This window comes from Aeromonas tecta, assembly GCF_000820185.1.
Lineage (GTDB): Bacteria > Pseudomonadota > Gammaproteobacteria > Enterobacterales > Aeromonadaceae > Aeromonas > Aeromonas tecta.
Window position 1 is genome coordinate 346,276 of record NZ_CDCA01000036.1, and the last position, 15,913, is coordinate 362,188.

General features: G+C 61.4%; 11 protein-coding genes. 6 read left to right on the top strand and 5 right to left on the bottom strand.

Annotation, left to right across the window (positions count from 1 at the left end):
• Positions 1-46: 46 nt before the first annotated feature.
• On the bottom strand, positions 47-2,074 hold the full coding sequence (locus tag BN1137_RS16585) for an oxidoreductase (protein ID WP_050719655.1): 2,028 nt from the start codon (positions 2,072-2,074) through the stop codon (positions 47-49).
• A gap of 319 nt (positions 2,075-2,393) precedes the next feature.
• Here BN1137_RS16585 and sppA point away from each other — a divergent pair, with 319 nt between their 5' ends.
• Entirely contained in the window at positions 2,394-4,238 is a 1,845-nt protein-coding gene (gene sppA / locus BN1137_RS16590; RefSeq protein WP_050719656.1) for a signal peptide peptidase SppA, read from the top strand.
• Between the two features lie 64 nt (positions 4,239-4,302).
• Here the strand turns inward: sppA and BN1137_RS16595 are convergent, their stop codons facing one another.
• The gene (locus tag BN1137_RS16595) at positions 4,303-4,860 is read right to left on the bottom strand and encodes an NUDIX domain-containing protein (protein ID WP_050719657.1); all 558 of its coding nucleotides are present in this window, start codon (positions 4,858-4,860) and stop codon (positions 4,303-4,305) included.
• On the bottom strand, positions 4,857-5,660 hold the full coding sequence (locus BN1137_RS16600) for a DUF2989 domain-containing protein (RefSeq protein ID WP_050719658.1): 804 nt from the start codon (positions 5,658-5,660) through the stop codon (positions 4,857-4,859). The genes BN1137_RS16595 and BN1137_RS16600 overlap by 4 nt, the downstream gene beginning before the upstream one ends.
• Before the next feature lie 210 nt (positions 5,661-5,870).
• Here BN1137_RS16600 and BN1137_RS16605 point away from each other — a divergent pair, with 210 nt between their 5' ends.
• Both BN1137_RS16605 and BN1137_RS16610 read left to right on the top strand, forming a co-directional pair.
• Positions 5,871-7,301, top strand: a complete 1,431-nt coding sequence (locus tag BN1137_RS16605; RefSeq protein ID WP_050719659.1) for a glyceraldehyde-3-phosphate dehydrogenase — start codon at positions 5,871-5,873, stop codon at positions 7,299-7,301.
• A 36-nt stretch (positions 7,302-7,337) separates the two neighbouring features.
• On the top strand, positions 7,338-7,616 hold the full coding sequence (locus BN1137_RS16610; RefSeq protein ID WP_050719660.1) for a YeaC family protein: 279 nt from the start codon (positions 7,338-7,340) through the stop codon (positions 7,614-7,616).
• 285 nt (positions 7,617-7,901) lie between these two features.
• On the opposite strand, the gene ansA is transcribed toward BN1137_RS16610, so the two are convergent.
• The gene (gene ansA / locus BN1137_RS16615; RefSeq protein WP_050719661.1) at positions 7,902-8,909 is read right to left on the bottom strand and encodes an asparaginase; all 1,008 of its coding nucleotides are present in this window, start codon (positions 8,907-8,909) and stop codon (positions 7,902-7,904) included.
• Between the two features lie 548 nt (positions 8,910-9,457).
• On the opposite strand from ansA, the gene gltS reads away from it, so the two are divergent.
• Positions 9,458-10,657 (top strand): sodium/glutamate symporter, encoded by a 1,200-nt coding sequence (gene gltS, locus BN1137_RS16620; RefSeq protein WP_050719662.1) that lies wholly within the window; start codon positions 9,458-9,460, stop codon positions 10,655-10,657.
• A 370-nt stretch (positions 10,658-11,027) separates the two neighbouring features.
• Here gltS and BN1137_RS16625 read toward each other — a convergent pair whose 3' ends face one another.
• Complete coding sequence (locus BN1137_RS16625) at positions 11,028-12,899, bottom strand: methyl-accepting chemotaxis protein (protein ID WP_050719663.1); 1,872 nt, start codon at positions 12,897-12,899, stop codon at positions 11,028-11,030.
• 249 nt (positions 12,900-13,148) lie between these two features.
• Between BN1137_RS16625 and prfB the strand changes: the two genes are divergently transcribed.
• Both prfB and lysS read left to right on the top strand, forming a co-directional pair.
• Positions 13,149-14,247, top strand: a protein-coding gene (prfB, locus tag BN1137_RS16630; protein WP_157433795.1) for a peptide chain release factor 2 whose coding sequence is annotated in 2 segments (ribosomal slippage) — positions 13,149-13,223 and positions 13,225-14,247 — 1,098 coding nt in all. Because the reading frame shifts where the segments join, the coding sequence is not laid out codon by codon here.
• A gap of 20 nt (positions 14,248-14,267) precedes the next feature.
• A complete protein-coding gene (gene lysS / locus BN1137_RS16635; protein WP_050719664.1) occupies positions 14,268-15,806 on the top strand; it encodes a lysine--tRNA ligase in 1,539 nt (512 codons plus the stop codon).
• Positions 15,807-15,913: the final 107 nt, after the last annotated feature.

The window sequence follows — 15,913 nt, forward strand, 5'->3', positions numbered from 1 at the left end:
ACCCCTGACTGGCAGGGGTTTTACACTATATCCGTTGCATTTTTGGTCAAATAATAGCAGCCAGCTCTACCCCCTGGCGGATGGCCCGCTTCGCATCCAGCTCGGCCGCCACGTCGGCACCGCCGATGATGTGGACCGGCTTGCCCGCCGCCTGCAAGCCCGCTTGCAACTCTCGCAGCGGCTCCTGCCCGGCGCAGATGATCACCTGATCCACCGGCAAACATTGCTGGGTCTCGCCCACCATGATGTGCAACCCCTCATCGTCGATGCGCAGGTACTGCACACCGCTGAGCATCTGCACCTTGCGGTTCTTGAGCACGGTGCGATGGATCCAGCCGGTGGTCTTGCCCAGGCCATCCCCCACCTTGCTCTCCTTGCGCTGCAGCAGCCAGATCTGGCGCTCGGGCGCATCTATCTCGGGCTTCATCAGACCGCCGCGCTCGCTGAGCTGCTTGTCGATGCCCCACTCCTTGAGCCAGTGATCTCTGTGGTGATCGGCGTCTCCCTCGACCTTCTTGTCGACCAGATATTCCGCCACGTCGAAGCCGATGCCACCGGCGCCGATCACCGCGACCTTGCCCCCCACGGGTTTGTGATCCCGCAGCACATCGAGGTAATTCAGCACCTTGGGATGCTCGATGCCGGGGATATTGGGGGTACGTGGCCGGATGCCGGTGGCGAGGATCACCTCGTCAAAGCCACCACCGAGCAGACTCTCTGCGCTCTGGCGCTGACCGAGATAGAGCTCGACGCCGCACTTCTCCAGCCGCTTGGCAAAGTAACGCAGGGTCTCGTGAAACTCCTCCTTGCCCGGGATCTGCTTGGCGAAGTTGAACTGACCACCTATGGTCGCTGCCTGATCGAACAGGCTCACCTGATGACCGCGCTCGGCAGCGTAGCAGGCGAATGCCAGCCCGGCCGGGCCCGCCCCCACCACCGCCAGCTTCTTGGGCTGGGGCACCCGACCGAAGGTAAGTTCGGTCTCAAAGCAGGCACGGGGATTGACCAGACAGGAGGCGCGTTTTTGCTTGAACACGTGATCGAGACAGGCCTGGTTGCAGGCGATGCAGGTGTTGATCTCGTCAGCCCTGTCTTCGGCCGCCTTGATGACAAACTCGGGATCGGCCAGGAAGGGGCGCGCCATGGAGACCATATCCGCCTCGCCGGCAGCCAAAATGCGCTCAGCCACCTCCGGGGTATTGATGCGGTTGGTGGTGATAAGCGGCACCTTGAGGTGTTTTTTCAGCTCGGCGGTGACCCAGCTGAAGGCGCCGCGCGGCACGCTGGTGGCGATGGTGGGAATGCGCGCCTCGTGCCAGCCGATGCCAGTATTGATGAGGGTCACGCCCGCCTGCTCCAGCGCCTTGCCCAGCGCGATGACTTCCTCCAGAGAGGAGCCTTTCTCCACCAGATCCAGCATGGAGAGACGGAAGATGATGATGAAGTCGGTGCCGACCCGCTCGCGGATGGCGCGCACGATCTCCAGCGGGAAGCGCATGCGATTGTCGGCACTGCCACCCCAGTCATCGCTGCGCTGGTTGGTGCGCTCGCAGATGAACTGGTTGATGAGATAGCCTTCTGAGCCCATCACCTCGACCCCGTCATAGCCCGCCGCCTTGGCAAGGGCGGCGGTGGCGCCGAAGTCGCGGATAGTGCCGCGGATCTGGCGCTCGCTCATGACCCGGGGCTTGAACGGGGAGATGGGCGCCTTGAGCGCACTCGGCGCCAGGTTGAATGGATGATAGGCGTAGCGCCCGGCATGGAGGATCTGCAGCGCTATCTTGCCCCCTTCCTGATGCACGGCAGCCGTCACCTTCTTGTGCTTGGCGACCTGCCAGGGGAAGCTGAGCTGCGAGCCGTGCGGCACCAAGCGACCCCGCAGGTTCGGCGCAATGCCGCCGGTGACGATGAGGCCGACGCCACCACGGGCGCGCTCGGCGTAGAAGGCAGCCAGTTTGTCAAAGCCACCCTTCTCCTCTTCGAGGCCAGTGTGCATGGAGCCCATCAATACCCGGTTCTTAAGCTGAGTAAAGCCAAGATCGAGAGGGGTCAGCAGGGTTGGGTAACGGCTCATCATGAACTCCTTTTCGAGGCAGGCGCGCAGGAATCCATACGCAGGACTCTGTTTCGACGTTGGGTAAACCTGAAGTCGAGGGGGGTCAGAAGCGTTGGGTAGCGGCTCACGGTGCCTCCAGTTAATTTTTTGTTATCAAACTGAAGCTAGAGTAAAGAATCGAAAATTCTTTTTCAAACAAATGTTTGGACATTTTTTCGGCGAACAGCCGTGTTCTGAAGATAAGGGAGAAGATAGCCCCCAAGCGGAAATGGCAATTGACGGGCCAACTGGTTAATAATGGCGCTTCTCTACCTCTTAACAGGGCGATAACGCGGCTATGTCTATTTTCAAAGGTCTGGGGTGGCTGTTTCGCAGCCTCTGGCGCCTGCTCAACTTCACCCGGCTGATGCTGGTCAATCTGCTGTTTCTCATCGTCGTGCTGGTCATCGTCTTTGTCTTTAGCCAGAAAGAGGCGCCAGGCACCCCCATCGAAGGGGCCCTCACCCTCAATCTCTCCGGCGTGCTGGTCGAGCAACGCACCCAAACCGATCCGACCATGCAACTGCTCAAGCAGGTCGACAGCAGCGATGATCAGCCGAGCGAAATCGTCCTCACCGATCTGCTGTGGGCCATCAAGAGTGCCAAGGATGACGATCGCATCAAGGCGCTGGTGCTCAAGCCTCAGGGCCTGCAAGGCTCCAGCCTCTCCAAGCTGCAGGAGGTAGCCGATGCCATCGACGAGTTCAAGGAGAGCGGCAAGCCGGTCATCGCCATGGCCGACTATTACAATCAGGGTCCCTACCTGCTCGCCGCCCACGCCGATCACGTGCTGCTCAACCAGAGTGGCGCCGTGCTGATCGAGGGGCTCGGTGTCTACCAGACCTACTTCAAGTCGGCGATGGAGAAGTTCAACGTCACCCCGCATGTGTTCAAGGTCGGTACCTACAAGTCCTTCGTCGAGCCCTACATTCGCGATGAGATGTCCCCGGAAAGCAAGGAGGCGAACCAGCGCTGGCTGGATCAGCTGTGGCTCTCCTACGTCAACGACGTGGCCGAACAGCGGGAAATCGATGCCGATGCGGTCGCCCCAGGCAAGGATCGCTTCCTCGAGCTGCTGCGCAAGGCCGGTGGCAATGCCGCCAACTACGCCCTCGACAACGGTCTGGTGGATCAACTCGCGACCCGTGACGAGATGACCCAGGCGGTCATCAAGGAAGTGGGGGAAGCCGAGGATCACGGCTGGAAAGGAGTGGGCCTGAAAGAGTACCTGGCCGCCGTTCCCGAGCAGTACCCGCAAAGCGGCAAGGATGAGGTGGGTCTGATCACCGCCAGCGGCGCCATCATGGATGGCGTCCAGCCAGCCGGCACCATAGGCGGTGACAGCCTGTCCGATCTGCTGGCCGATGCCCGCCGCGACGATCAGGTGAAAGCCGTGGTGCTGCGGGTCGACAGCCCGGGCGGCAGCGCCTTCGCCGCCGAACAGATCCGCGCCGAATTGCTGGCCCTGAAACAGGCAGGCAAGCCGGTGGTCATCTCCATGGGCAGCTACGCCGCCTCCGGGGGTTACTGGATCTCCGCCGATGCGGACAAGATCTTCGCCTCGCCAACGACACTCACCGGCTCCATCGGGGTGTTTGGCATGTTCGCCACCATCGACAAGGCGCTGTCCCAGTACGGGATCCACACCGACGGCGTCGGCACCACCGATTTCGTCGGCATCGGTCTGACCCGCGCCCTGCCGGAGCATGTCGGTCAAGCCATCCAGCTCAGCGTGGAAGATACCTATCAGCGTTTCGTCGGCCTGGTCAGCAAGGGTCGTGGTCTGAGTCCTGACGAGGCGGAGAAAGCCGCAGAGGGTCGGGTCTGGACCGGGCAGGATGCCAAGGATCTGGGTCTGGTCGATGAGTTTGGCAACCTGGACGACGCCCTCAAGGCCGCCGCCGATCTCGCCAACCTCAAGAGCTGGCAGGTGACCCCCATCGAGCCGGAAGAGTCCGCCAAGGATAAATTCCTGCGCGAGCTGTTCGACAGCAGCGCCAGGGCGCTGGCCCCCCATGTGCAAAGCTGGCTGCCCGCCGGTCTTGGCCAGGCCATGCTGGAGCTCAACCGGGGTCTGGATCCGCTGACTCGCTTCAACGACCCGCAAGGCACCTATGCCTTCTGCCCGGTCTGCACTATCTAGCACAGTGCCAATCGCAAAAAACCGCCATCCGGCGGTTTTTTTATGGCTGCGATCTGAGCCTGATTCAGCCCAACAGGCCGGCATCGTGCCAGTGCTGCAGCTCGGCCAATACCCGGGTCTCCCGTATCGTCCATTGTGGACAGGGTCCCGCCAGCTGGGTCTTGTTGGTCTGTAGCGCCTCATCCAGCGCAAACCAGCCGGGAGTGAAGCCGAGGCGCACCTCGTAGGGCTGGGGACGGGGTTCACTCCACGCCTCGCCCAGCTGGCAGAGGTAGTAGAAGGAGTGGATGCAGTAGGCGTCATAATCGGCCTCGCGGGCTGCGCGAAACTCCCGCGTCTCGCCGAGCAAGGCGCCTACCGCCAGCAGCTCGGCGCCGCACTCCTCGCGCAGCTCACGGGCCAGCGCCTTGCCGTGACACTCTCCCGCCTCGATGCCGCCGCCCGGGAACATCAGATCGCCGTTGACCCGAGAATGTACCAGCAACAGCTCATCGCCACGCAGCACCACGGCCCTGACGGTGGTGCGCTCGAGCACCCGCCCGTCGCTGGCGACCTGACCATGGAGCAGGCGGATATCGAAGGGATCGGGCCAAGCCTCGGATGGGGATTCGAACGATTTCATATTGAACGGTAAACCCCGCGTTTGAGCTGCTCGACTATGGTGGCCGCCACCCGATCCAGGGCATCTTGCTCCCCCTTGCCGATGGCGTGGTAGATCCCGAGCCGGCTGGCCGAGACCTCGGGCACGTCCTGAAACGACTCGCTCACCTTGCCCCACTGATACGCGAGGCCCGGCTCTTGCTGGCCCATGTAGAGGGTGCTGAGGGCGGTGAGGATGCGGCTGTTGATCTTGTCCCCTTCCCGATAGAGGGACAGCGCATGGTGCATCAAGGCGATGGCCTTGCGCGGCTCGCGCTTGGCATAGATCCCCCCCAGCGCCAGCTGCAACTCCGGCTCCTCGAGGGCGGGGCTCCCTTCCAGCGCCATGAAGCTGGCGCGGGCGTCCGGATTGCGGTTGTTGGTCCAGTGCCAGAGCAACAGGTGGGGATCCTGGGAGGCACGGGTCTGCATGTCCAGCTGTTCCAGCTGATGACCGGCGGCCAGCATGCCCTCCACCCGGGGGCTTTTTTGCTCCCTTGCGCGCTTGTACTCCATGTTGGTGGAGTGCTCGGCGCACTGCAGGTAGCGCTCGAGGCCGCGCATCAGCTCATACTTGCGCCTGTCCGTGCCCGCTTCCTGCAGATGGTAACGCGCCCGGATCACCTCGCTACGCTCGTATCGGCACCAGCCGTCGTCGACCAGATCCACGCATAGAGACTGATGATTGGCACAGATGTTGTGGATCCTGTCGTCGTCGCACGCCATCAGCGTCAGACAACAGGCACTGCCAAGCAGCAAGGGGCGCAGTGAATATGGGGTCATGGCTCACATCTGGTTGATAACAATCGCACCCCGTCCAGGCCACCGCCAACTAGCAAACAGGCTACATATCCATTACAATGCGCGCGCCATATAAGGCCGCGACTGCAGAATAATATAACGAAATTAACGCCCCTACACCGATCTGCACTCGACGAATTTCAATTTGCCCCGGCAATTTGCTTCAACAACGTGAAATAAAGGATCTGGTTAATGACCCACGAGCACTACTTGCAGGCGTGGCAGGAGAGCCAGGAGCTCGCCGAAGCCATGCAACCCTTGATTGGACGCCTCTACCGCCAGCAAGGGATAGAGATCACCCTCTTTGGGCGCCCGCTGCAGAACGCCTCCACCATCGACATCCTCAAGGCCCACAGGGTCGTTCGCCGCCACCAGGGCTCCCCCCTCCCGATCCAGCAGAGCTTCCCCCTGCTACAAGCCATCGTCGCCCTGCACCCCACCGCCGCCGAAGTGGATCTCGGCAAGCTGGCCGTCGGTTACTGGCAGGATCACCAAGATGAGGCCGGCATCGAAGACTACCTGCGCGCCCAGCTGGCCCCGGCATTGCACGGCGCTGTGCCGCCGGCGACGGATGTGGTGCTGTACGGCTTCGGTCGCATCGGCCGCCTGCTGGCCCGCCTGCTGATCGAGCGCACCGGCGCCGCCAACTCCCTGCGCCTGCGTGCTATCGTGGTGCGCGGCGGCCGCGAGGGGGATCTGGAGAAACGTGCCAGCCTGCTGCGCCGCGACTCCGTCCACGGTCCCTTCAACGGCTCCATCGAGGTGGATAACGCCCGCAGCGCCATCATCGCCAACGGCACCTTCATTCAGGTCATTTACGCCAATAGCCCGGCGGACATCGACTACACCGCCTACGGCATCCAGAACGCGTTGATTGTCGACAATACCGGGGTCTGGCGTGATGAAGCCGGTCTGAGCCAGCATCTCAAGGCGCGCGGTGCCGCCCGGGTGCTGCTGACCGCCCCTGGCAAGGGGGAGATGAAGAACGTGGTGTTCGGGGTCAACCATGAGGTGATAACCCAGGACGATCGCATCATCTCTGCGGCGTCTTGCACCACCAACGCCATCACCCCGGTGCTCAAGGTGATGCAGGACAAATACGGCATCCGCCACGGCCACGTGGAGACGGTGCACTCCTACACCAACGATCAGAACCTGATCGACAACTATCATCCGGGCGAACGTCGCGGCCGCAGCGCGGCGCTCAACATGGTGATGACCAGCACCGGCGCCGCCAAGGCGGTGGCCAAGGCACTGCCCGAGCTCAAGGGCAAGCTGACCGGCAACGCCATCCGGGTACCGACCCCCAATGTGTCGCTGGCCATCATCAACCTGAGCCTGGAGCAGGCGACCGACCGAGACAGCCTCAACGGCTATCTGCAGCAGATGGCGCTGAGCTCGGCCCTGCATCGCCAGATTGATTTCAGTGCCAGCACCGAGCTGGTCTCCTCCGACATGGTGGGGTCTCGCTTCGCCGGGATCGTAGACTCCCAGGCCACCATTGCCGAGGGGGATCACTGCGTGCTGTACGTGTGGTATGACAACGAATTCGGGTACAGTTGTCAGGTAGTGCGGGTGATGGAGCAGATGGCCGGCGTAGTCCGCCAGGATCTGCCCGCCTGATCCCCTCATGGCTCAACGTTTTCAAGGAGAGACCGGATGTCATTTCAGCAAGTCATAGGGCAGATGCCCAAGGAAGTGTACGAGCGGCTCAAGACCGCGGTCGAGCTCGGCAAGTGGCCGGATGGCCAGCCCCTCACCGACGAGCAGAAGGCCACCTCGCTGCAGGCCGTGATGGCCTGGCAGGCGATGCACCTTGAAAACCCCGAGCACATGAACATAGGCGCGGATGGCGAGATTGTGATGAAGAGCAAGAGCGAGCTCAAGCGCCAGTATCGGGACGAGGAAGAGATCGTTCGCATCGAGATCAGCCACTAAGCGGCGGAGCATCCCAGCCCCAGCATCCTCTTGCAGAGGGAGGCAGGGAGGAGTTGAATCGCCCAAACAAGAGGGGAGCCAAATTGGCTCCCCTCTCTTTTTACTTTCCTTCTCTGCGAGGATATCCCCCTCATCCCCAGCCCTTCTCCCACCAGGGGAGAAGGGAGCAGGCCCGCAGCCTGCGCAGAGTCGTGGACACCCAGCCAACGATCTCCATGACAAACCTGGCTACCAACAGCCACTCGTTCTATCCACTCTCCCTCTGGGAGAGGGCGAGGGCACTCCTCAGGGCGTCAGCTCGCCGCGTAGGGACTGCTGCATCAACTCGCGAATGCGCGGGGCCGGCAGGTCCTGGCTCAGCAGGAAGTGCAGCTTGGTCAGTGCCGCCTCGGCGGTCATGTCAAAGCCCGAGATGACCCCGGCGCGGGACAGGGCATTGCCGGTGGCATAGCCACCCATGTTGACCCTGCCGTGCAGGCACTGGCTCAGGTTGACGATGATGACGCCGCGAGCCGAAGCCTCGGAGAGCAGCGCCAGCATGGCCGGATTCTGCGGCGCATTGCCCACCCCGAAGGAGAGCAGGATCAGCGCCCGCACCGGCTGCTGCAGTATGTTGGCGATCACATCGCTCGAGATACCGGGATAGAGCGTCACCACCCCGATGGGCTGCGGGGTGATGTCGTGCAGCACCAGGCCACGATCGGAAGGCACTCCCAACTCGCCCGCCTCCAGGGAGATGGCGATGCCCGCGTTGAGCAGCGGCGGGTAGTTTGGCGAATCGAAGGCGTGGAAGCCGTCCGCGTGCACCTTCTTGCTGCGGTTACCGCGATAGAGCTGATTGTTGAAAAACAGCGTCACCTCGTGGATCGGGTAGTTGGCCGCGATGTAGAGCGCGTTCAGCAGATTCTGCTGACCGTCGGAGCGCAGCTCGGCGAGCGGGATCTGGGAGCCGGTGATGATGACCGGCTTGTGCAGATCTTCGAGCATGAAGGAGAGCGCCGAGGCGGTGAACGACATGGTGTCGGTGCCGTGCAGGATCACGAAGCCGTCGTACTTGTCGTAGTTGTCACGAATGTCCTCGGCGATGCGCTGCCAGTCGGCCGGGGTCATGTCGGAGGAGTCGATGAGGGGATCGTACTCGTGAATGTGATAGGACGGCATCTCGGGCCGATGAAACTCGGGCATCCGTGCCAGACAGTCTTCCATAAAGCCCACCATCGGCACATAGCCGTGGTCGGAACGCTGCATCCCTATGGTGCCGCCTGTGTTGGCGATGTAGATAGACTTCTTCACACCCTCTCCTCTCGTGTTGACTCATTATCCATGACGCAGCCACCTCACCAGCGGCCTCGTGCGCCAAGACCGATGAAGCTCGGGGTAACGGCCCCAGGTTTTTACCTGCAGTCCCCTTCCCCATGGGTAGGCGCCTGCGGCTTATATCTTTGTGCCGAGCCGGTGGCGTCAGCGCCATCGACCTCCTCGACCGGGATCGGAAACCGGCGAATTATAAAGACTGACGGCCCAAATGATAGCCGCGGGATCATAGTTCTTGTCTGGAATGTGACGGCCCCCGTTAGTTTTAAATGCCGGAAAATCATACAATAACAACCATTAATCTGATGAACATGGATATAAATGGTGCTTTTTGCTACTATCCGGCGGATTTTTCATAAATGTCATCTGGATGCCTGACGCGCTCAGGATCCTATCGATCCCATTTTTGCGTGGGATGGGGCCCTCGGCCCCCTCTTTAATTGGCCCTGAGCCACACTTTTTTTATCCCGGCTGAATCTGTGCGTCTTTCTCGCCAAAGACACAGCCAATCAACATGGGAGTACCGAATGCTACAACTCGACCCTTACGCGACCCTGGTCGCCGCCACCCTGGTATTACTGCTCGGCCGATCCCTGGTCAACCGGATCAATGTGCTGCGCACCTTCAGCATCCCTAAACCCGTTGCAGGGGGCCTGTTGGTCGCCCTGGTACTGGTGCTGCTGCGTGCCAGCATGGACGTGGAGCTGCGCTTTGACACCGCCTTCCAGACACCGCTGATGCTGGCCTTCTTCGCCTCCATCGGCCTCTCCGCCGATCTCGGTAGTCTCAAGCGCGGCGGCAAGGCGGTGGTCACCTTCCTGCTGGTGGTGATCGGTCTGCTGCTGCTGCAGAACATTCTGGGGATCGGTCTCGCCACCCTGCTCGGCCTGAATCCGCTGATGGGCCTGCTGGCCGGCTCCATCACCCTGTCCGGTGGACACGGTACCGGCGCGGCCTGGGGCGCTATCTTCAGCGAGAAGTACGGTCTGCAATCCGCTACCGAACTCGCCATGGCCTGTGCCACCTTCGGCCTGGTGCTGGGTGGCCTGATCGGCGGTCCGGTTGCCCGCTACCTGGTGAAAAAGGTGCAGGTGCCCGGTGCCGAGCACAACAGTGACGATGCGCCTCAAGTCTTCGAGATGCCCGAGATGGAGCGTCCCATCACCACCTACAGCCTGATTGAAACGGTGGCCCTCATCGCCATCTGCCTCAAGGGTGGCGCACTGTTCTCCGGCGCCCTTCAGGGCAGCGCCCTCGAGCTGCCGGTGTTCGTCTGTGTGCTGTTCGTCGGCGTCTTGCTGCGTAACCTGCTCTCCCTGCTGAAATGGCATGAGGTGAGCGATCGGGAAGTCTCCCTGCTCGGCAACGTCAGCCTGTCCCTGTTCCTGGCCATGGCACTGATGAGCCTCAAGCTGTGGGATCTGGCGAGCCTGGCCCTGCCCATCTTCGTGCTGCTGGCCGCCCAGACGGTGGCAATGGCGCTCTACGCCATCTTCGTCACCTTCCGGGTCATGGGCAGCAACTACGATGCAGCCGTACTGGCAGCGGGTCACTGCGGCTTCGGCCTCGGTGCCACCCCGACCGCGATTGCCAACATGCAGGCCATCACCCAGCGCTTCGGCCCGTCCCACATGGCGTTCCTGGTGGTACCCATGGTCGGTGCCTTCTTCATCGACATCATCAATGCCATGGTGATCAAGCTGTTCCTGGCGCTGCCCTTCCTGTAATCCTCAGGCCAGACCTCGAGATACCAGAGCCCACCTTATGGTGGGCTCTTTGTTTGGTCACCCCACCGCGTGTTGGGTGGCCGCAGCCAACTCCTGGTCGAGGCAGATGCCCAATCTGCTCACCCTTGTCAGCACAGACGGCTGATAGCCTCTGCCGTTTTGAGGGAGGTTTTCGCTGGCTGTGCACCCGCCAGCAACCCTTGATCAAGGCGAAGACTCCGTCTGCTCACTCGGGCCAACAAACGGCTTATCACCTCTCCCACATAAGACGGATATGCCTGCTCCCCCAGCCCGGATAACAAAAAGCCCCGCACTCTCGTGCGGGGCTTTGACGTGATGGCGGCGACCGACGCCGCCGTCAGCATGTCACTTACAGGATAAAGGTCGACACCTGCTGGTTCAGGCTGGTGGCACGGCCCTTGAGGCCCTGCGCCTGATCCAGATCGCGCATGGCGGCGGCGGTGATCTCGTCACTTACATCCTTGATGGCGGTGGTGTTCTGGGTGATTTCGCCAGTTACCTGGGTCTGCTCTTCGGCGGCGGTGGCGATCTGACCCGCCATGTCGGAGATGAGCGAGACCGCCTGGGTGATCTCTTCCAGCGCAGCGGCGGCGGCATCGGCGTCTTTCACGCTGTTGTCCGCCAGCCCCTGACTGGTCTGCATCAGGCTGACCGCACGGGCGGTGGTCTGCTGCAAGGTTTCGATGGTGGACTGGATCTCCTGGGTGGAGTCCTGAGTGCGGCGCGACAGCACCCGCACCTCGTCCGCCACCACGGCGAAACCGCGACCCTGCTCACCGGCTCGGGCCGCTTCGATGGCCGCGTTCAACGCCAGCAGGTTGGTCTGCTCGGCGATGCCCTGGATGGTGGAGAGGATGCCGGAGATGGCCTGGGCATGGCGACTCAGCTCGCCGATGACACCGGTGGCCTGACCCACTTCCTCCGCCAGGTTGTTGATGGAGGCGCGGGTCTGGTTCACCAGCATCTTGCCCTGCTCGCTGCTCTGGGCAGATTGCTGGGCGGCGGCGGCGGTATTCTCGGCGTTGCCGGCGATCTCCATGGTGGCGCTCGCCATCTCGGTGACGGCGGTGGCGACCATGGTCACCTCCTGCTGCTGGCGCTGCAACTCTTCCACCGCGGCCTGGTTGGTCACCAGACTGCGCTCGGCATCGGCGTTCAGCTCGTTGGCGAGCTGGCGGATGTTGCCGATCAGCTGATGCTGGCTGCCGACGAAGCGGTTGAAGCTGTTGGCCAGCTGACCCACCTCGTCGTTGGCGTCGATCTTGATGCGCTGGGTCAGATCTCCATTACCGTCGGCGATGCGGGCCAGGGCCAGGGACACCTTGCCGAGCGGGCCGAGCAGCACGCTGACCAACCAGGAGATGGTGAGGATGCTGCCGACCAGCACCAGCAGGGCCAGACCGAGCTGGGTCATCAGCAGGGAAGAGAGCGGCGCCTCCAGGGTGGCCTTGTCCAGTACCAGCACCAGCTCCCAGTCGGTATCCGGGATATCCACCGCCCACAGCAGCTTGTCGCGGCCTTCGTTGTCGAAGTAGACCGGCAGCAGACCGCCGCTGGCCTTGCTCTGCTCGATCAGGCCGTTGGTCAGATCGTTGTCGATCTCGGTGGCCGGTTTCATCGCCTTGGCCGCGTCCTTGTAGGCGATGACGGTGCCGTCCTTGTGCATCATGATGGCCATGCCGTCGGCGGGCAGCTTCATCTTGGTGACATCTTCCACCAGCGAGGCGATGGAGAGATCGCCGCCGACCACCCCGCCCTGCACCGGCTGTGCCAGGGTCACCACCATGATGTTGTAGGCCACATCCAGGTACGGCTTGGTCACCACCATGCCGCCCTTGCCCATGGCCTCCTGATACCAGCCACGGGAGCGGGGATCATAGCCATCACGATTGATGGAAGGGTCGGAGTCGTTCATCTTGCCGCTGCCCTCACCGAAATAGGTGAGCTGGAAACGGCCGGAGACCTGGGCCTGTTGCAGGGCGTTGAGGGGTTCGGTGCTGGCCTTGTTGCCCAGCGCCTGAATGACATCGCGACGGGCGGAGAGCCAGTCACTGATGCGCTCGGCCTGCTGGCTGCCGAGCCGTTGTACCTGCTCCTGACTGCCTTGCAGCAGCAGCGACTTCTGGCTGGTATAGCTCTGCCAGGAGAGCAACAGGATCACCAAGGAGAGGGCGATCACCACAGACAACAGTATCTTCTGCTTGAGTGATAGGTTTTTCATCTGGTTTTCTTCTTGTGAGTCAGGAACAGGATTACTCGGAAAGTACAGAGCACTATAGTGTTAGCGGCCAATCGGTACGAAACTGAAGCTGATAATCAAGCGATCGACGATATTTTCCACTAAGACGGAGGAAATGGCAGCGGAAATTGACAACTGGGAGCGGCCAGCGCCAGCCAACCCTGTTTATTCCTTCCACAATTGGCTAGAATATCCCGTTTTTAAATCACATCGACCCCGAGAGTTTTCACGATGTTTGAAGTCAATCCTGTATTAAACAAGCTTAAGGAGCTGTCTGAGAGGACCGAGCTGCTTAGGGGGTACCTTTGACTATGACGCCAAGAAAGAGCGTCTAGAAGAGGTCAATGCCGAGCTGGAACAGCCGGACGTATGGAACGAACCCGAGCGCGCACAGGCGCTGGGCAAAGAGCGCGTGTCCCTGGACAACGTGGTCAACACCATCGACACCCTGACCCGCGGCGTCGATGACGTCGAGATGCTGGTCAGCCTGGCGGTCGAAGGCGAAGACGAAGAGACCTTCAACGAGGCCATCGTCGAAGCCGATACCCTGGAAGCCAAGCTGGTGGATCTCGAATTCCGCCGTATGTTCTCCGGCCAGCACGACGGCTCCGACTGCTACATCGACATCCAGTCCGGTTCCGGCGGCACCGAGGCCCAAGACTGGGCCAACATGGTGCTGCGCATGTACCTGCGCTGGGGCGATGCCCACGGCTACAAGCCGGAGCTGATCGAGCTGTCTGATGGCGACGTGGCCGGCATCAAATCCGCCACCGTCAAGTTCACCGGCGAGTATGCGTTCGGCTGGCTGCGCACCGAGACCGGTGTTCACCGTCTGGTCCGTAAATCACCGTTCGACTCCGGTGGCCGTCGCCACACCTCGTTCTGCTCGGTGTTTGTCTATCCCGAGATCGATGACGACATCGAGATCGACATCAACCCTGCCGATCTGCGTATCGACGTCTACCGTGCCTCCGGCGCCGGTGGTCAGCACGTCAACCGGACCGAGTCTGCGGTGCGTATCACCCACATCCCGACCGGGGTGGTGGTGCAGTGCCAGAACGACCGTTCCCAGCACAAGAACAAAGACCAGTGTATGAAGCAGCTGAAAGCCAAGCTCTATGAGCTGGAAATTCAGAAGCAGAACGCTGAGAAGCAAGCCCTCGAAGAGACCAAGTCTGATATCGGCTGGGGCAGTCAGATCCGCTCTTACGTGCTCGATGATGCCCGTATCAAGGATCTGCGCACCGGCGTCGAGACCCGTAATACCCAATCGGTACTCGACGGCGACTTGGACAAGTTTATCGAAGCGAGCCTGAAATCAGGCCTGTAAACAGAACAGCAGGAATCACCATGTCTGAACAAACCACCACTCCGGCAGTCGAGAACCAGCTCGAACTGAACAACGAGATGCAGGAGCGTCGCTCCAAGCTGGCCGCCTTGCGCGCCCAGGGCAATCCCTTCCCCAACGATTTTCGTCGTGACAGCCTGTCTGGCGATCTGCACGCCGAGTTTGGCGACAAGAGCGCCGACGAGTTGGCGGCCTTGGGTAAACGGGTGAAGATTGCCGGTCGCATCATGACCCGCCGGATCATGGGTAAGGCTTCCTTCGCGACCCTGCAGGACATGGCTGGCAAGATCCAGGTCTACGTGACCCGTGATGACCTGCCGGAAGGCTTCTACAACGAACAGTTCAAGAAGTGGGATCTGGGCGACATCGTCGGCGTGGAAGGGACCCTGTTCCGCACCAACACCGGTGAGCTGTCCGTGCACGTCTCCACCATCCGTCTGCTGACCAAGGCACTGCGTCCGCTGCCCGAGAAGCACAAGGGTCTGACCGACCAGGAAGCACGCTGCCGCCAGCGCTACCTGGATCTGATCGCCAACGAAGAGTCCCGCAAGACCTTCATGATCCGCACCCAGGTGGTCGCCGGCATCCGCAAGTTCTTCAACGAGAAGCGCTTCATGGAAGTGGAAACCCCCATGATGCAGGTCATCCCGGGTGGTGCCTCCGCGCGTCCGTTCGTGACTCACCACAATGCGCTGGACATCGACATGTACCTGCGTATCGCCCCCGAGCTTTATCTGAAGCGTCTGGTGGTCGGTGGTTTCGAGCGCGTTTACGAGATCAACCGCAACTTCCGTAACGAAGGTATCTCGGTGCGTCACAACCCCGAGTTCACCATGATCGAGTTCTATATGGCGTATGCCGATTACATCGATCTGATGGACTTGACCGAGGAGCTGCTGCGCACCCTAGCCCAAGACATCCTGGGTGACACCAAGATCCGTTACGCCAAAGAGGGCGAAGAGGGTCTGACCATCGATTTCGGTCAGCCGTTCCAGCGCCTCACCATGGTCGAGTCCATCCTGAAGTTCAACGCGGATGTGACCCTGGACGATCTGGCCACCCTGGAGAGCGCCAAGGCCGTTGCCAAGCGTCTGCACATCGAGCTGATGAAGGGCTGGGAGCTGGGCCACGTGATCACTGCGATCTTCGAAGAGACCGTGGAGCACATGCTGCTGCAACCGACCTTCATCACAGAATATCCGGCTGCCGTTTCCCCGCTGGCCCGTCGTAATGACGCGAACCCGGACGTGACCGACCGCTTCGAATTCTTCATCGGTGGCCGCGAGCTGGCCAACGGCTTCTCCGAGCTGAACGATGCGGAAGACCAGGCCAAGCGCTTCCAGGATCAGGTGAACCAGAAAGAAGCCGGTGACGACGAAGCCATGTTCTACGACGCCGACTTCGTGACCGCGCTGGAACACGGCCTGCCGCCGACTGCCGGTCAGGGCATCGGTATCGACCGTCTGGTCATGCTGTTTACCAACAGCCACACCATCCGTGACGTCATCCTGTTCCCGGCCCTGCGCCCGCAACAGAAATAAGCCTCTGGCAGGCCCGGCCTGCTATTTGAGCGCAACAAAACGCCCCGCAACTGCGGGGCGTTTTTTATGGCAAAACAAACCGGTGACGGGCCGTCGTGCGGGCCACC